The sequence below is a fragment of the Agromyces sp. NPDC058110 genome (assembly GCF_042884735.1).
Lineage (GTDB): Bacteria > Actinomycetota > Actinomycetes > Actinomycetales > Microbacteriaceae > Agromyces.
This window is the reverse complement of sequence record NZ_JBHVTI010000003.1, coordinates 522,435-539,418: the sequence shown is the minus strand read 5'-3', so window position 1 is coordinate 539,418 and position 16,984 is coordinate 522,435. Positions and strand designations below refer to the sequence as shown.

Below are 16,984 nucleotides of genomic sequence, written 5' to 3'. Positions count from 1 at the left end.
ATCCCGTGACCATTCAGCGCGTCCAGCCCGGAGCCCGCATGAGCCAGGCCGTCGTGCACGGCGACACCGTGTACCTCGCCGGCCAGGTCGCCGAGGGCGCCTCGGTCGCCGAGCAGAGCCGCGCCGCGCTGGCGCAGGTCGACGCCCTGCTCGCGAGCGTCGGCAGCGACAGGTCGAAGCTGCTGAACGTCACGATCTACCTCGCCGACATCGCGTCGTTCGCCGAGATGAACTCCGTGTGGGACACCTGGGTCGACGGCGCCAACCCGCCCGCCCGCGCGACGGTCGAGGCGAAGCTGGCGACGCCCGACTTCCTCGTCGAGTTCGCGGTCGTCGCCGCGCGCTGAACGCGAGTCCCGTGAACGGGCCGGATGCCGCGGCATCCGGCCCGTTCGCCGTCGACCCCATTCGGCCGCCCCCCTCATAGGATGTCCGGATGTCCCTCTTCGATCACCTCGGCCTCTCGGTCGAGGACCTGCCCCGCTCGATCGCCCAGTTCGACCCCGTGATGACCGCGCTCGGCTGCACCCGCAACGACGCCGACAACGGAGTGTCGTGGTCGCTCGGCGAGGAGGAGCTGATCCTCTTCCCGACGCGCGAGCCCGGCAGCGGACCGCACCGGCACGGTCGCGTCGGTTGGCAGCACCTCGCCTTCGCCGTCGACTCCCGCGACGAGGTCGATCGCCTGCACGCGATCGCGGTCGAGGCGGGCTGGACCACGGTGCGCGAGCCGAAGCTCTTCCCGAGGTTCAACGACCGCTACTACGCGTCGTTCGTCGAAGACGACAACGGCATCCGCTTCGAGTTCATGTTCAACCCACCGCGGGAGCAGGCCGTCACCGCTTCTGCCTGAGCCTGCCGCGGGCGGGCGGCTTCGACTCCGAGCGCGCTCAGCCGGCAGGGCGGGCAAGCCGCATGGTCGCGCCCGCCCTGGCCGCGAACGAGGTCGCGCCCGCGGTGATCGCGCGGCCCATCACCTCGACCGCCGCGGTCGGCGCGACATCCGCAGGTCTGGCGACGCTGATGGTGCGCGTGAGCGGCGCTCCGCCGTCGCCCGAGGCGTCGGACTTCGGCCCTTCAAGCCGTACCGACCGCAGTCCGGGGCGGTCGATCAGCACCATCGCGGGCACGATCGCGACGCCGAGACCACGCTCGACGAATCGCAGCACGGCGTCCATCTCGGCGCCCTCGAGCACGACCTCCGGGGTGAGCCCCGACGCGCGGAACGCGGCATCCGTCGTGCTGCGCAGGTCGTAGCTCGAACTGAACAGGATCTGCGGGAGCGCGGCGACCGCATCGAGCCCGATGGTGTCGCCCGGAGCGACCGGTGGCGCTGCGGTCGACGAGATGACGACGAGTTCTTCGATGAGCAACGGCGTCACGGTGAAGCGCTCGGCCGCCGACGCACCGGAGGTCGTGATCAGTGCGAGGTCGAGCTCGCCGCCGGCGAGCTCGTCGAGCAGACGACGCGACCCGTGCTCCGACAGGCGCAGCTCGATCGCCGGATGCTCGGCGTGGAACGTGCTCAGCACCTCGGCGACCAGGCTGATGCAGAGCGTCGGCGTCGCGCCCAGGCGCACCCGGCCGCGCTCGAGGCCGGCGAGCTCGGCGAGTTCGCGGCGCACCGACTCGGCATCGGCGAGCATGCGACGGGCCAAGGGCAGCAGCGACTCGCCCGCGACGGTCAGGGTGCTGCCGCCGCGAGCGCGGTGGAACAGCTCGGCGCCGAGTTCGTGCTCGAGGGAGGCGATCTGGCGGCTCAGCGAGGGCTGGGCGAGGTAGAGCTCCTCAGCTGCGCGGGTGAAGGTGCCGAACCGGGCCACCTCGACGAAGCTGCGCAGCTGTTCGAGGTTCATATCGATAGCCTACGCGCATGATTCTCATGAGATAGATGCATTGGAGTAATCGAACCGTCGAATCTAGCGTGGAGCACATGACCACCTCCGGCACGACCTCCAGCACCACCACCGGCGGCCCCGCCGACGCCCCCGCCCCCGCCGCCGAACGGCAGCTCTCCACAACCGTGCTCGTGATCGGCACCGGCGGATCGGGCCTGCGGGCGGCCATCGAGCTCGCCGAGGCGGGCGTCGACGTGCTCGCGCTCGGCAAGCGCCCGAAGTCCGACGCCCACACGTCGCTCGCGGCCGGCGGCATCAACGCCGCGCTGGCCACGATGGACGCCGACGACAGCTGGCAGCAGCACGCGGCCGACACGCTCAAGGAGAGTTACCTGCTCGCCGACCCGCGCACCGTCGAGACGGTGACGAAGGGCGCCGCCCGCGGCATCGACGACCTCGAGCGCTTCGGCATGCCGTTCGCGCGCGAAGCCGACGGGCGCATCTCGCAGCGCTTCTTCGGCGCCCACACCTACCGCCGCACGGCCTTCGCGGGCGACTACACCGGGCTCGAGATCCAGCGCACGCTCATCAACCGGGCAGCGCAGTTGCGCGTGCCGATCCTCGACACGGTCTACGTCACCCGCATCCTGGTGAACGACGACGGCGCGGTCTTCGGCGCCTACGGGTTCGACGTCGAAGACGGCACGCGATACCTCATCCACGCCGACGCCGTCATCCTCGCCGCCGGCGGGCACAACCGCATCTGGCGGCGCACCTCCTCGCGGCGCGACGAGAACACGGGCGACTCGTGGCGCTTGGCCGTCGAGGCGGGCGGTCGGGTGCGCGACCCCGAGCTCGTGCAGTTCCACCCGTCGGGCATCATCGAGCCCGAGAACGCGGCCGGCACCCTCATCAGCGAGGCGGCCCGCGGCGAGGGCGGCATCCTCACCAACGGCCTCGGCGAGCGCTTCATGCACAGGTACGACCCCGAGCGGCTCGAGCTCTCGACGCGCGACCGCGTCGCACTCGCCTGCTACACCGAGATCAAGGAGGGCCGCGGAACCCCCAACGGCGGTGTCTGGCTGGATGTCTCGCACCTGCCCCGCGAGACGATCATGCAGCGCCTGCCGCGCGTGTACCAGACCATGCTCGAGCTCCAGATGCTCGACATCACGAAGGAGCCGATCGAGATCGCGCCCACCGCGCACTACTCGATGGGCGGCGTCTGGGTGCGGCCCGACGACCATGGAACCGACGTGCCGGGCCTCTATGCCATCGGCGAGGCGTCCTCGGGACTGCACGGAGCCAACCGGCTCGGCGGCAACTCCCTCATCGAGCTGCTCGTGTTCGGCCGCATCGTCGGGCAGGCCGCGATCGACTACTCGCGCTCGCTCCCGGCCCAGCGGCGTTCGGCGGCCGCCGTGCAGACCGCCCGCGACGAGATCGCCGCGCTGCTCGCCTCCGACGGCACCGAGAACGTGCGCGCCCTGCAGCGGGCCATCCGCAACACCATGACCGAGCACGCCGGCGTGGTGCGCGACGAGCAGGGCCTCCTCGCCGGTCTCGCCGAGCTCGACGCGATCGAGGCGCGCATGTCCGACATCGGCGTGCACCCCGACATCGCCGGCTACCAGGACCTCGCGCACGCCTTCGACCTCAAGTCGGCCGCGCTGGCCGCCCGCGCCACGCTCGAGGCCGCGCTCGAACGGCGCGAGACCCGCGGATGCCACAACCGCAGCGACTTCCCCGAGTCGGATGCCGCGCTGCAGGCGAACCTCGTCTGGTCGCCGTCGTCCGGCATCACGCGCGAGTCGATCCCGCCGATCCCCGACGAGATCGCGGCGCTCATGCGCGAGGAGGTCTCGGTGGCGGGCAAGCTCGTCGAGTAGGTGGGCCGTCGGGCGGTCCTGCGCACGACGTCGAGCGGCGTTCGCGCCTCAGTCGAGGGCAGCGCGCAGGTCGTCCGCCGTCACGCGGGCCGCGGCCGCTGCTTCGGAGGCGCGGTCGTAGTCGCGCTCGCGCTCGTCGACGAGGTGTTCGGCGGCCGCGAACTCGCGCTCGGCGCGCGCGAGCCGGCGTTCGAGATCGCGCTGCGCGGCGAGGAGTTCGTCTCGGGCGGCCTCGGCCTCACGGAGCGCGGTGCGCGCTGCCTCGCGCGGGCCCGACGCGGCCTCGACGGCGCGCTCGGCCGCGGCGGCCTCCTCCTCGGCCTCGGCTGCGGCCTCGACGGCGGCCTCGGCGGCGCGTGCCGCCGCCTCGTCGGCTTGGCGCTGCTTCATGGCGCGGCGGTCGCCGACCTCATCACGAGGCGCGGGCGCCGCCGAACGTGCCGTGTCGCCCGGCGTCCACGCGGCCGTCGCATCGGAGAGATCCACCTCGGTGCCGATCGCCTCGAGACTGCGCACGAGCCGTCCGCTGCGCACGGCGTCGGTGGCCGTGGCATCCGTCATCGCCGCCTGCAGCGTCGACGCGACGTCGTCGAGCGCCGGGCCGCGCACCGGATGCCCGAGCTCCTCGGCGAGCGCGCCGGCGTCGCTCGCCACCGCACCGACGACCTTGCGTCGCTCGCGCGCGAGCGCGGTGATCGCGGATGCATCGATCTCCGCCTGGGCGGCCCTGAGCTGCGCACCGAGCTCGAACAGCTGCTCGAGCTCGTGCGAACGGTGCCGCACGAGCTGGTTCACGAGCCAGGCCGGCGCCGAGGGCTTGCGGAGCTCGGCGACCGCGTCGGCCAGGGCGCGGTCGTCGGCCCGCACCCGTTTCGCCCGGGCGTTGCGGGCAGCGGTGAACTGCTCGGGCGGCAGCCCGTACAGCTCGTCGGCGATCTCGGCGAGCGCGTCCTCGGCCATGCGCCCATCCTCGCACCACGCCCCCGCGCGCGCTCCGAATGCGCGGTCGATAGCCCCTCGTCAAGCCGGAAGGGCTCGGAGTCTCAGAACCACATCGACTGCGTGATGAAGAACACGCCGAACGCGCAGTAGGCGATCCATGACGCCGTGGTGAGGATCGTGGTCGCGCGGATCAGCCGCCAGGCCCCGATGCGCTCGCGAACCGCGTACCGTTCCGACCGCACGACCGACCCGGTGTAGATCAACGGCACGTTCACCACGATCGCGAACCCGCCCGCGACGACGGCGAACGATCCGAACACGGCCAGGCCGCTGAACCCGCCGAGGCGGTCGACGGGGCCCATCACCACGACCACCACGACCACCAGGACTGCGAACGCGGCGAGCATCGTGACCGCAGTGACGAAGGAGGCCCGCTGCCGGAACAGCCCGAAGCGGATCGCCTCGGCGTTGCGGGGCTCGTCGTCGTCTCCACGCCACGTGCGATGGGCGACGACCTCGCGCACGATGATCGCCAGCACGGTGTACGGCACCGCGACGTACGTCGCGACCATGCCCGCGTACAGTGAAACCAGCGCCCCTGGGCCGAACCCGAAGACCGCGAACCCGACGGCGAGCACGGTCAGGGTCATCGCGATGCTCGCGTAGAGGCCCTGGGGCTTCGGCTCCGGAACCACCGCGGCGGCCTCGGCCTGGATTCCCTCTTCGGTGTCCGACATCGCCCCGCCTCCCGTGTTCGCGCTCCAACTCCGACCCTAGGCCACCGTGCCGACACGCCCGCATACCGACCGGCCACCGTGCCCGACCGGCCACCGTGCCGACCTGCCGGCCGCGCGGCCGGAGAATGGAGAGGTGAGTGCAGCGGGTGACTTCGTGGACTCCGCCCTGCGGTACGAGGGCGACGAGTACCGGGCCGACGACGTGCGCGAGCGCCTCGGCGGCGGTCTCGACTCCTACGGTGCGTCGGTCGGCGCGGTGCGCGGCACGATCCGCGATGTCGGCAACCGGTATCGCGACCTCGACCACGACGCGATCACCGCACTCAGCTCCGAACTCTGGTCGGCGCCCGTCTTCGAACGGCGCCTCGCGGCGATCGTGCTGCTCCAGACGCACGTGCGTCGGTTGGGCAACGCCGACCTGACCCGCATCGAGGGGTTCCTGCGCGAGGCCTCCGTCGAGGCGTTGGCGAGCCCGCTCATCGACGACGTCGTTCGACCCCTGGTCGGGTCGCTCGTGGGCCCGGCCCGCACGCGGGCCCTCTCGGTGCTCGCCCGCTGGGCCGATGACCCCGACCCGCGACTGCGCTGGGCCGCGCAGGCGGCCACGGCTTCGGCTTAGGCCGGATCCGCCGCCGTCGCGGCGCCGGCCCCGGCTACGCCCTCCGCCGCAGCCCCAGCCTCAGCCCCGGCTACGCCCCCAGCCCCAGCCGCAGCCCCCGCGAGCTTCACCAGGTGCGCGTGCGCGTACTCGCAGATGAGCGCGTGCCGGTAGACCATGCGCGGAACGTCGACGTTGGAGTCCATCCAGAGGCTCAGCTCGCCGGTCTTCCAGTAGCGGAACGTGTCGTCGTCGCAGAGCACCGCGAGGATCTCGAGGAACGAGTCGTCGAACCGCATCGAGTGCACCGCGCGGCGGTACTCCTCCATCGTGAGCGCCATCGAGAACGGGATGTTCATGAAGCAGAGGGCGGTCTGGATGTCGAGGCGCAGCAGGCGCGCCCGTCGCCGTTCCGCATCGATGGGCGGGATGTCGAGCTGCGCGAAATCGAGCTCCGAGGCTGCGACGGGCGCGAGCGGCACGCCGTCGAGCGCGATGAGCACGTCGTAGACGTTGACGTCGTGCTCGACGACCGCGTGGTCGCCGAGTTCGGCGAGGCTCACGGGTCGGAGCGTCACCGGCGGGATCGGGGCATCCGTATTGCGCAGCACGAAGTTCACGAGGTTCGTCTCGATCACGAAGTGCCTGATGAGCAGCTCGACGGCGTCGGGCGAGACGAACCGGCGCAGGTACCAGATGCAGAGGCGATCCATGGTGGCCAGCGGCATCCAGCGGAACGGCAGCACGCGCTTCACTGCCGAGATGAGCGCGACGACGACCCGCGAGAACGGCCGGGCGAGCGGTTGGAGCCAGCGCCGCGACATCCGCCGCTGGTCGTCGACGATCTTGCGCACGACCGCGCGATCGATGGGCACGGCGGGGTCGACGGCCACCGCCGCCCACATGCTCGGATCGGATCGCGCCGGCCCGCTCATCTCAGCTGTCCAGCTCTTCCAGTTGCAGCGCGTACAGGCGGGCGACGACCTGGGCGCAGCGCACGACCTCGTCGGCGCCGGCCGCGTCGACGATGCCCGAGGTGAGGATCGCCTCGAGTGCGCCGGTGTGCTGGCTGTCGGCCTCCTGGTGGTACTGCATGAAGTGCACCTGGTTGTCGGCGAGGCCCAGCACCTCTTGAAAACGGTCGGCCCAGCCGGCGGCGCGCTTGGCCCCGAGGCCCTCGATGATGAACATCGCGCCGAGCAGTCCGACGGGGTTCGGGCGGTCGGCGTAGGTGAACATGTACCCCGACAGCGCCTCGGAGCCGAGGTTCTTGCGACCGGCGCGCAGGTCGTCGAGGGAGCCGCCGATCGCCACGTAGTCGCGCTCGATCATGAGGTAGTCGCGGTGCTCCTCTTCAGCGTGGCGGATCGCCGCCGACCGCAGCTCGAAGTGCTCGATGTCGAAGTTCGAGGCGGCGCGCGAGATCCACGGCGAGCCGTCGACGACCTGCTGCCGCAGGTTGAAGAGCAGCCGCTCGTAGTCGTGCAGGGTCACCGTGCCGTCGGCGAGGCGCTGCAGCACGGGCACGCGGTCGAGGCGCTCCTCGAGCTCGACCCAGACGTCGGCCAGTCGGTCGGCGAGGCTGTCGGCGACGGATGCCGCGGCATCCGTCGTGCTGATCGTGTCGGTCGTCATGCTGGGGCTCCTTGCCGGTCGGGTGTCGCGGGCTGGTCGGATGTCGCGGGCTGGTCGGATGTCGCAGCTTGGTCGGGTCGGGACGCGCTCGGCGGGGCGACCACGGTGAGGTGGGCGAACGCGAACGAGAAGCGGGCGGACTCGGGCACGGCCAGCAGCACCGTTTCGCCCGGCTTGAACCGGCCGGTGCGCCATGCCTCTTCGAGGGCGATGAAGATGCTCGCCGAGCCGGTGTTGCCGCGCGTCTCGAGGTTCGAGTACCAGCGGTCGGTGTCGAGCGTCGGCACGCGCCGCCGCAGGCCCTCGAACGCGAGATCTCGGAAGATGTTCGTGCTGTAATGGCACACGACGTGGTCGAGGTGGCGCACGTCGACCAGGCCGATGTCGACGAGCTGCTCGAACTGCCGCAGCCCGGCATCGGCGAGGTCGTCGAGCACGCTCACGTCTTGGCGCAGCAGGAACATGCCCGATGCCTCGGCCTCGGCGATCGCGACGTCCTGCCAGGTGGCGCCGACGACCGGATCGGTGCCGGTCATGCCCGCGCGCATGCAGACGTCGTGCTCGTGCGCGAGCGACACCTGGCGCACCCAGTCGACGCGCAGCGACGGCTTGGTCGGGTGCGGCTGGAACTCGACGATCGCGGCCCCGGCGCCGTCGGAGAGCATCCAACGCAGGAAGTGCGAGTCCATGCCCGCGCGGATGCCGTCGAAGCGGCGCTCGCGCAGGCTGCGGCTCGGGAGCTCGGAGCCGACGACGGCCGCGCGCGGGTGGTCGCCGAGGCGGATCTTGCTCACGGCGGCATCGAGCGCCGACAGGCTCGACGCGCAGACCCCCGACGCGGTGAGCAGCTGCATCGGCCCACCGCCGAGGCGCCCGTGCACCATCGACGCGAAGCCCGGCACGAGCACGTCGCCCATGGTGGTCGCGCACGCGAGCATGCGCAGGTCTTCGGCCCGGATGCCGCGGTCGTCGAGCGCCGCCTGCAGCGCCTTGACGGCGAGCTGCTCGTTGAGCTCGGTCGGCTCGCCGTGCTCGTCGAGCGCGTAGTGCCGCGTGCGGATGCCGTTGTCGGCGAGGATGCGCCGGCGGATGCGCTCGGTCACCGGGTCGGCGCCCCCGAGCCGCGCGACGATGCCGTCGTTGTCGACCGGGTCGCCCGGAAGGTACGAGCCGAAGCCTGTGAGATAGGCGGTCGCCGTTGAACCCATGAAGGAGACCCTAGGCCACGCCGATGCCGAAGGGCCTGCGCCGACACGATCCTGTGGACGGCGTGCGTCGACGTCGCGGCCGCGGGCCCTCCGGCCCGAACCCTGCGGTCAGTCGCCCTCGGTGCGCGCGAACTCGGCCTTCCACTGCCGGAAGCCGTCTTCGCTGCGCCCCCGGCGCCAGTAGCCCGAGACCGAGAGCCGACTCCGGTCGAGCCCTCGCTCGGTGCGCAGGTACGGTCGCACCCCGCGCATGACCTCCTCGGCCTCGCCGTGCACGAACGCGTGCACGCTCCCGCTCGGCCAGTCGAGGCGTCGCACCGCCTCGGTCAGCAGGCCGGCGCCCGTGCCGCCATCGCGGTGCACGAACTCGACCGTCGCCCCGCTCGGCAGCGGCAGCGCGGGCTCGTACTCGGCCGACTCGACGAGCACGACGACTCGCGCCACAGCATCGGCCGACAGCACCTCGAGCGCCGCGGTGAGGGCGGGCAGCGCCGACTCGTCTCCGACGAGCAGGTGCCAGTCGGCATCGGGGTCGGGCCGGTAGGCGCCGCCCGGCCCGTTCGCGAGCAGCACGTCGCCGGGCTGCGCGGCCGCCGCCCACGGCCCCGCGACCCCCTCGTCGCCGTGCACGACGAAGTCGATGTCGAGCGTGCCTGCCGCGACATCCGGATGCAGCGCCGTGTAGGTGCGCACGACGGGCAGGTCTTCGGGGGCCATCGTGCCGCGGAGCTCGCGGATGTCGAGCTCTGCCGGGTAGGCGACCCCCGGCTTCGGGAACACGAGCTTGACGTAGCGGTCGGTGAACTCGCTGCCGAGGAACGCCGACAGGTCGTCGGAACGCAGGCTGATGCGGCGGAGCGCCGGGGTGACCCACGAGGTCGCGGTCACTTCGAGTCTGGTCGTCGGCATGCTCTCTCCTCGGGTGCGCTCCGCCGACGTCTGCGAAGTCTCGGACGTGGGCGTCGGCGGCTTCCGAGTGTATGCGAGCCCGCTGCGAGTCCGCGGTTGAACGATGGACGTCGGCTGTCACCGTCCGTTGTGCACTCCGAGTCGACCTGCGACGCTGGACGGGTACCAGACGACGAGCAGGTCGACGAGGCATCCGGGGGGCGGCTTCATGGCAACGAACGCGACGACGAAGAACTGGGTCGAGGGCAGCGGCGAACCGCTCACCGACGAGACGCTGCAACGGCTCGACACGTGGTGGCGGGCGGCGAACTTCCTCTCGATCGGGCAGATCTACCTGCTCGACAATCCGTTGCTGCGCCGCCCGCTCACCCGCGACGACGTCAAGCCGCGCCTGCTCGGCCACTGGGGCACGACGCCGGGGCTGAACTTCGTCTACGCGCACCTGAACCGCGTGATCCAGGAGCGCAGCCTCAGCACCATCTACATCGCAGGCCCCGGCCACGGCGGGCCGGGCATGGTCGCGAACACCTACCTCGACGGCACCTACAGCGAGCTCTACGGCGACATCGACCAGTCGGTCGACGGGCTGAAGGCGCTGTTCCGGCAGTTCTCGTTCCCCGGCGGCATCCCGAGCCACGCGGCGCCAGAGACGCCGGGGTCGATCCATGAGGGCGGCGAACTCGGGTACTCGCTCTCGCACGCGTACGGGGCGGCGTTCGACAACCCCGACCTTCTGGTCGCGGCCGTGGTCGGCGACGGCGAGGCCGAGACCGGTCCGCTCGCGACCGCGTGGCACTCCAACAAGTTCCTCGACCCGGCGCAAGACGGGGTCGTGCTGCCGATCCTGCACCTGAACGGCTACAAGATCGCGAACCCCACGGTGCTCGCGCGCATCCCCGAGTCCGAGCTCCTCGACCTCATGCGCGGCTACGGCCACACGCCGTACGTCGTCTCGGGCGGGTTCGACGGTGAAGACCCGATCGAAGTCCACCGCCGCTTCGCCGACACCCTCGACGCCGTGCTCGACCAGATCGCGCAGTTCAAGGCGGATGCCGCGGCCGGCACCCTCGAGGGCCGACCGGCCTGGCCGATGATAATCCTCCGCACCCCCAAGGGCTGGACGTGCCCGAAGGAGATCGACGGGCATCCCGCGGAGGACAACTGGCGGTCGCACCAGGTGCCGCTCGCGAACGCCCGCGACACCGAGGAGCACCTGCGCCTGCTCGAGGGCTGGCTGCAGTCGTATCGCCCCGAGGAGCTGTTCGACGAGTCCGGCGCCCCGGTGCCGCTCGCGACGGCCCTGGCTCCCGAGGGCGAGCTCCGCATGAGCGCGAACCCGGTGGCCAACGGCGGCCTGCTGCGCACCGACCTCCGGCTGCCCGACTTCCGCGAGTACGCGGTCGACGTGCCGTCACCGGGCGAGACCGTGAGCGAGGCGACCGCGGTGCTCGGCGGGTGGCTCCGCGACGTGATCGAGGCCAACCCGACGAACTTCCGCATCTTCGGCCCCGACGAGACCGCGTCGAACCGGCTCCAAGCCGTGTTCGAGGTCACCGACAAGCAGTGGAACGCCGAGCTCTGGCCGATCGACGCCGCCGACAACCACCTCGCGCGGGCCGGCCGCGTGATGGAGATGCTGAGCGAGCACCAGTGCGAGGGCTGGCTCGAGGGCTACCTGCTGACCGGCCGTCACGGCCTGCTGAACTCCTACGAGGCCTTCATCCACATCGTCGACTCGATGTTCAACCAGCACGCGAAGTGGCTGAACACCTCGAAGAAGATCCCGTGGCGCCGCCCCGTCAGCTCCCTCAACTATCTGCTGAGCTCGCACGTCTGGCGGCAGGACCACAACGGCCTCTCGCACCAGGACCCCGGCTTCATCGACCACGTCGTGAACAAGAAGGCCGAGGTCGTGCGGGTGTACCTCCCGTTCGACGCGAACACCCTCCTGTCGACCTACGACCACTGCCTGCGCACGGTCGACTACGTGAACGTCGTCGTCGCCGGCAAGCAGCCCGCGCCGAACTGGCTCACCATGGACGAGGCGATCGCGCACTGCACGCGCGGCATCGGCCTGCTCGACTGGGCCGGCACCGAGCAGCCGGGCGAGCAGCCCGACGTCGTGCTCGCCGCGGCCGGCGACGTGCCGACGCTCGAGGTGCTCGCCGCCGCGAGCATCCTGCGCGACCGCGTGCCCTCGCTCGCCGTGCGCGTGGTGAACGTCGTCGACCTCATGCGCCTGCAGAACGACACCGAGCACCCGCACGGGCTGAACGACCGCGACTTCGACGCGATCTTCACGGCCGACCGGCCGATCGTGTTCGCCTACCACGGGTACCCGTGGCTCATCCATCGCCTGACCTACAAGCGGCACGGCCACGGCCAGCTCCACGTGCGCGGCTATAAGGAGGAGGGAACGACCACCACGCCGTTCGACATGGTCATGCTCAACCAGCTCGACCGGTTCCAGCTCGTGATCGACGTCATCGACCGCGTGCCCGGCCTCGCCGAGCGCGAAGGGCCGCTCCGTCAGGAGATGCAGGATGCCCGGCTGCGCGCCCGCGCATACACCCGCGCGCACGGCGAAGACGACCCCGAGGTCACCGGCTGGAGCTGGAGCGGCTCGGGCGGCAGCGGGCTCGGCGACACGGGCGACGACAACCGCTGAGCGTGGCCCGCCGCGACCGACGGGCGACTCGGCGCACGCACGGCTGCGCGCGACATCCGCGACGCTCGGTTCCGGATGCCGCGCGCAGGCGTCTCAGGGCCGCAGCACGACCTTGCCGATGCGGCCGGCGTCGAAGTTCGCGCGACTCGCCGCCGCGATCTCGTCGAACGAGTAGGTCGCCTCGACGGGCAGCGTGATGACGCCCTCGCGCAGGCGGGTGAACACCTCGCCCATGAGGCGCGCCCGCTCGTCGGGCGCCATGGTCGCGCTGACGCGGCTGCCCCAGAAGCCCTTGACCGCGGCCTGCTTGAAGATGACGTCGCCCGACGGGATCTGCATGATCGGCGACGCCATGGCGCCGAAGACGACGAGCGTGCCGTTCTCGGCGATGACCGACATCACGTCGCCGCTGGCCGTGCCGCCGACCGCGTCGACGCCGGCGATGATCGGGGCGCCGCCCGTGATCTCGGCGACGCGGTCGCGCCAGCCCTCCTCGTCGGTCGCGACCACGTTGCCGATGCCCTGCCCGGCGAGCTCGTCGACGCCCGCGCCCCGGCGCACGAGCCCGACGACGTTGATGCCGCGGGCCGGGGCGAGCTGGGCGAGCAAGCGGCCGACGGCCCCGTTCGCCGCGTTCTGCACCAGCCAGTCGCGTGGCTCGAGGCCGAGCGAGTCGAGCAGGCTCACCGCGCTGAACGGCATCGCCACGACCTGCGCGGCCACCTCGTCGGGCACGCCGTCGGGCAGCGGGATGAGCCCGGCCGCCGACGCGACGAAGAACTCCGACCAGACGCCGGGCGTTCCGCCCGTCACCACCCGCTGACCGATCGACAGGTGCTCGACGCCCTCGCCGAGCGCGTCGACCACCCCGAGCGCCTCGGTGCCGCCGACCGCCGGCAGGGTCGGCTTGTAGCCGTACGTGCCGCGCACCGTCCAGAGGTCGTGGTTGTGGATCGGCGAGAGCACCAGCCGCACGCGCACCTGCCCCGGCCCGGGCTCCGGAACCGGGACCTCCCGCACCGTCAGCACCTCGGCCGGATCTCCGAACTCGTCGTGGACGAGTGCTCGCATCGTCGTCTGCTCCATCTTCCGCTCCCTCTGCGCCGCCGAACGCGAGGCGGCGCACCCTTCATCAAACGCCTCGCGTCTGACCGTTGCCCGTGCGCGGCGCCGGCCGTGGCCCGCGCATCCGCGGAGGTGCGCCTGGCAAGCGACAGGACTCGGCTCAGGCGACGGATGCGACGGCGGCGCTCTGCCGTACGGCCAGCCGAAGCCATGTCTCCACGACGGTGTCGGGGTTGAGCGAGACCGACTCGATGCCCTGGTCGACGAGCCATTCGGCGAGCTCGGGGTGGTCGCTCGGACCCTGTCCGCAGATGCCGACGTACTTGCCCGCCCGACGGCACGCCGCGATCGCCAGCGAGAGCATCTTGAGCACCGCGGGATCGCGTTCGTCGAACGTCGCCGCGACGAGGCCCGAGTCCCGGTCGAGGCCGAGCGTCAGCTGGGTCATGTCGTTCGAGCCGATCGAGAAGCCGTCGAAGTGCTCGAGGAACTCGTCGGCGAGCACCGCGTTCGACGGGAGCTCGCACATCATGATCACGCGGAGTCCGTTCTCGCCGCGCACCAGGCCGTTCTCGGCGAGCAGGTCGATGACCGCGCGGGCCTCGTCGAGGGTCCGGACGAACGGCACCATGATCTCGACGTTGGCCAGGCCCATCTCATCGCGGACGAACTTCACCGCCTCGCACTCCATGTCGAAGCACTCCCGGAATTCCGGCGAGATGTACCTCGACGCACCTCGGTACCCGATCATCGGGTTCTCCTCGTGCGGTTCGTAGAGCTCGCCGCCGATGAGGTTGGCGTACTCGTTCGACTTGAAGTCGCTGAGGCGCACGATGACCTTCTCGGGGGCGAACGCGGCCGCCAGCATCGAGATGCCCTCGGCGACGCGTCGCACGAAGTACTCGCGGGGCGACGGGTACGCCGCGATCCGTTCGGCGATCGTCTGCTGCAGCCCGGGCTCGAGCGTGTCGAAGTCGAGCAGGGCGCGAGGGTGGATGCCGATCTGCCGGTTGATGACGAACTCGAGCCGGGCCAGCCCGACTCCGCGGTTCGGCAGCTTCGAGAACGCGAACGCCTGGTCGGGCGTGCCGACGTTGAGCATGATCTTGGTCGGGATCTCCGGCATGTCGTCGAGGCGCGTGACGACCTCGTCGAACTGCAGGATGCCGCGGTAGACGAAGCCGTCGTCGCCGTCGGCGCACGAGACCGTGACCTCCTGGCCCTCGTGCAGCACGGCGGTGGCGTCGCCGGTGCCGACGACGGCCGGGATGCCGAGTTCGCGGGCGATGATCGCGGCGTGGCAGGTGCGCCCGCCGCGATTGGTGACGATCGCCGAGGCCAGCTTCATGATCGGCTCCCAGTCGGGGTCGGTCATGTCGGCCACGAGCACGTCTCCCGCACGGAACTCCCCCATCTGCTCGAGCGAGGTCATGACACGCACCTTGCCTGCGCCGATCTTCTGGCCGACGGCGCGACCCGACGTGATGACCGTGCCCTCCTCCTCGAGCACGAAGCGTCGCGTCACGTTGCCGTCGATGCGCGAGACGACCGTCTCGGGCCTGGCCTGCAGGATGTAGAGCCGCCCGTCGACGCCGTCCTTGCCCCACTCGATGTCCATGGGGCATCCGTAGTGCGCTTCGATGACGAGGGCCTGTCGGCCGAGCTCCTCGACCTCGGCATCCGTCAGGCTGAATTGCGACCGGTCCTCGAGCGGAACGTCGGTGAAGACCGTGCTCGCGCCGACCTGCGTGTCGTCGGCGTAGACCATCTTGACGGCCTTCTCGCCGACCGAGCGTTTCAGGATCGCCGGGCGGCCCGCACCGAGCGCCGGCTTGTGCACGTAGAACTCGTCGGGGTTCACGGCGCCCTGCACGACGGCCTCGCCCAGCCCGTAGGAACTCGTGATGAAGATCGCGCGGTCGAAGCCCGATTCGGTGTCGACGGTGAACATGACCCCGGATGCGCCGACGTCGGAGCGCACCATGCGCTGGATGCCCGCGGAGAGGGCGACGTCGTGGTGGTCGAAGCCGTGGTGCACGCGGTAGGCGATCGCGCGGTCGTTGTAGAGCGACGCGAACACGCTCCTGACGGCCGCGAGGATGTTCTCGATGCCGTCGATGTTCAGGAAGGTCTCCTGCTGGCCCGCGAACGACGCATCGGGCAGGTCCTCCGCCGTCGCACTCGACCGCACGGCCCACGAGACCCGGTCGGGGTGCTCCTCGGCAGACACCAGCTCGGCGTGGGCCGCACGGATGTCGGCCTCGAACGCGGCCGGGAAAGGCTGGTGCTCGATCCACTCGCGCACCTCGGCGCCGACGCGGGCGAGCTCGGCGACGTCGCTGACGTCGAGCGACTCGACGGCCGACCGGATGCGGTCGTACAGGCCGTTGCCCGCGAGGAACTCGCGATACGCGTCGGCCGTGGTCGCGAATCCCCCGGGCACGCTGACCCCGGCTCCCGCGAGATGCGAGACCATCTCGCCCAATGAGGCGTTCTTGCCGCCGACGCGGGCCAGGTCGGCCATGCCGAGGTCGCGGAACCAGAGGATGTTCGTCATTGTCGTGTCCGTTCTGTGGTGAGCAGGTGCGAGGAGAGTCCGGTGAGCGCGTGCGAGGAGTGCCGCGGGGAAGTCAGGAGCGCAGCCGCATCGACTGCATGATCACCGCCGACATCTCCTCGACCGACTTGGTCGAGGAGTTGAGGAACGGCACGCGGTTGCGGCGGTAGAGGTCTTCGGCCCGGCGCAGCTCGAGGGTGCACTGCGCGAGGCTCGAGTACGTCGAGTCGGGTCGGCGTTCGTGCCGCACCTGGCTGAGGCGCAGCGGCGTCGTCGTCAGGCCGAAGCAGCGACCCGCGTATCGCGCGACCGCGCGGGGCAGCCCGTCCGACGGGAAGTCCTCGTCGGTGAGCGGGTAGTTCGCCACGAGGAGCCCGTAGTGGAGCGCCAGGTACATGGTCGTCGGCGTCTTGCCGCATCGCGAGGGCGCGATCAAAATGACGTCGGCGAGGTCGAGCGCCCGCACGCTCTGCGCATCGTCGTGCTCGATCGCGTACTCGACGGCCCGCATGCGGGCGAAGTACTTCTCGATGTCGCCGACTCCGTGGTACTGCCCGAGCTGCTCCGAGGCGGTGCTGTCCAGCGCCGATTCGAGGTCGCGGAGGTGACCGCTCAGCAGGTCGATGACGGAGGCACCGGATGCCTCGATCTGCCGCATGATCTGGGGCGACTTGATCGTGGTGAACACGATCGGCTCCACGCCGTCGTCGACGCCGGCACGGATGTCTCGCACGACGTCGGCGGCTCCGGCGACCGTGTCGACGAATGGGATCGTGACTCGGCGGAACGTGATGCCCGGGAAGTTCGCGAGCAGCGCGCTGCCGAGCGTCTCGGCGGTGATGCCGGTGCTGTCCGACACGAAGTACGCGACGCGTGCGGCCGGAGCGGTCTCTCCATCGGGGCCTCGAGTCACCGGGACAGCATGCGTCATGCTGCAA

The 16,984-nt window shown here is 71.0% G+C and carries 15 protein-coding genes; 5 read left to right on the top strand and 10 right to left on the bottom strand.

The features are described from left to right. The first annotated feature begins 5 nt into the window (after nucleotides 1-5). Both ACFVS8_RS10010 and ACFVS8_RS10005 read left to right on the top strand, forming a co-directional pair. On the top strand, nucleotides 6-347 hold the full coding sequence (locus ACFVS8_RS10010) for a RidA family protein (protein WP_387061022.1): 342 nt from the start codon (nucleotides 6-8) through the stop codon (nucleotides 345-347). An 89-nt stretch (nucleotides 348-436) separates the two neighbouring features. Next, the gene (locus tag ACFVS8_RS10005) at nucleotides 437-853 is read left to right on the top strand and encodes a VOC family protein (protein ID WP_387061020.1); all 417 of its coding nucleotides are present in this window, start codon (nucleotides 437-439) and stop codon (nucleotides 851-853) included. A gap of 37 nt (nucleotides 854-890) precedes the next feature. On the opposite strand, the gene ACFVS8_RS10000 is transcribed toward ACFVS8_RS10005, so the two are convergent. Continuing rightward, the gene (locus ACFVS8_RS10000) at nucleotides 891-1,856 is read right to left on the bottom strand and encodes a LysR family transcriptional regulator (RefSeq protein WP_387061017.1); all 966 of its coding nucleotides are present in this window, start codon (nucleotides 1,854-1,856) and stop codon (nucleotides 891-893) included. A 77-nt stretch (nucleotides 1,857-1,933) separates the two neighbouring features. On the opposite strand from ACFVS8_RS10000, the gene ACFVS8_RS09995 reads away from it, so the two are divergent. Continuing rightward, nucleotides 1,934-3,727, top strand: a complete 1,794-nt coding sequence (locus ACFVS8_RS09995; protein WP_387061014.1) for an L-aspartate oxidase — start codon at nucleotides 1,934-1,936, stop codon at nucleotides 3,725-3,727. A 48-nt stretch (nucleotides 3,728-3,775) separates the two neighbouring features. On the opposite strand, the gene ACFVS8_RS09990 is transcribed toward ACFVS8_RS09995, so the two are convergent. Continuing rightward, a complete protein-coding gene (locus ACFVS8_RS09990) occupies nucleotides 3,776-4,687 on the bottom strand; it encodes a transposase (protein WP_387061011.1) in 912 nt (303 codons plus the stop codon). 83 nt (nucleotides 4,688-4,770) lie between these two features. Continuing rightward, nucleotides 4,771-5,406 (bottom strand): hypothetical protein, encoded by a 636-nt coding sequence (locus ACFVS8_RS09985; RefSeq protein WP_387061009.1) that lies wholly within the window; start codon nucleotides 5,404-5,406, stop codon nucleotides 4,771-4,773. Nucleotides 5,407-5,539: 133 nt separating this feature from the next. Here ACFVS8_RS09985 and ACFVS8_RS09980 point away from each other — a divergent pair, with 133 nt between their 5' ends. After that, complete coding sequence (locus tag ACFVS8_RS09980) at nucleotides 5,540-6,025, top strand: DNA alkylation repair protein (RefSeq protein ID WP_387061007.1); 486 nt, start codon at nucleotides 5,540-5,542, stop codon at nucleotides 6,023-6,025. Here the strand turns inward: ACFVS8_RS09980 and ACFVS8_RS09975 are convergent. From ACFVS8_RS09975 to ACFVS8_RS09960, 4 genes are all read right to left on the bottom strand, one after another. Next, on the bottom strand, nucleotides 6,022-6,939 hold the full coding sequence (locus tag ACFVS8_RS09975; protein ID WP_387061004.1) for a DUF6999 family protein: 918 nt from the start codon (nucleotides 6,937-6,939) through the stop codon (nucleotides 6,022-6,024). The two genes, ACFVS8_RS09980 and ACFVS8_RS09975, sit on opposite strands and share 4 nt — an antisense overlap. A gap of 1 nt (nucleotide 6,940) precedes the next feature. Next, nucleotides 6,941-7,639: an iron-containing redox enzyme family protein gene (locus tag ACFVS8_RS09970; protein WP_387061002.1), complete on the bottom strand. Its 699-nt coding sequence runs from the start codon at nucleotides 7,637-7,639 to the stop codon at nucleotides 6,941-6,943. Beyond that, nucleotides 7,636-8,847, bottom strand: coding sequence for a 3-oxoacyl-[acyl-carrier-protein] synthase III C-terminal domain-containing protein (locus ACFVS8_RS09965; protein ID WP_387060999.1), 1,212 nt, complete (start codon nucleotides 8,845-8,847; stop codon nucleotides 7,636-7,638). The genes ACFVS8_RS09970 and ACFVS8_RS09965 overlap by 4 nt, the downstream gene beginning before the upstream one ends. A 108-nt stretch (nucleotides 8,848-8,955) precedes the next feature. Then, a complete protein-coding gene (locus tag ACFVS8_RS09960) occupies nucleotides 8,956-9,756 on the bottom strand; it encodes a siderophore-interacting protein (protein ID WP_387060997.1) in 801 nt (266 codons plus the stop codon). Nucleotides 9,757-9,964: 208 nt separating this feature from the next. Here ACFVS8_RS09960 and ACFVS8_RS09955 point away from each other — a divergent pair, with 208 nt between their 5' ends. After that, nucleotides 9,965-12,424 (top strand): phosphoketolase, encoded by a 2,460-nt coding sequence (locus ACFVS8_RS09955; protein ID WP_387060994.1) that lies wholly within the window; start codon nucleotides 9,965-9,967, stop codon nucleotides 12,422-12,424. Between the two features lie 93 nt (nucleotides 12,425-12,517). On the opposite strand, the gene ACFVS8_RS09950 is transcribed toward ACFVS8_RS09955, so the two are convergent. The 3 genes from ACFVS8_RS09950 to ACFVS8_RS09940 form a co-directional block, all read right to left on the bottom strand. After that, nucleotides 12,518-13,495: a zinc-binding dehydrogenase gene (locus tag ACFVS8_RS09950; RefSeq protein WP_387061216.1), complete on the bottom strand. Its 978-nt coding sequence runs from the start codon at nucleotides 13,493-13,495 to the stop codon at nucleotides 12,518-12,520. 154 nt (nucleotides 13,496-13,649) lie between these two features. Beyond that, nucleotides 13,650-16,046 (bottom strand): phosphoenolpyruvate synthase, encoded by a 2,397-nt coding sequence (gene ppsA, locus ACFVS8_RS09945; protein WP_387060991.1) that lies wholly within the window; start codon nucleotides 16,044-16,046, stop codon nucleotides 13,650-13,652. A gap of 73 nt (nucleotides 16,047-16,119) precedes the next feature. Further along, entirely contained in the window at nucleotides 16,120-16,977 is an 858-nt protein-coding gene (locus ACFVS8_RS09940) for a pyruvate, water dikinase regulatory protein (RefSeq protein WP_387060987.1), read from the bottom strand. Between the last annotated feature and the right edge of the window lie 7 nt (nucleotides 16,978-16,984).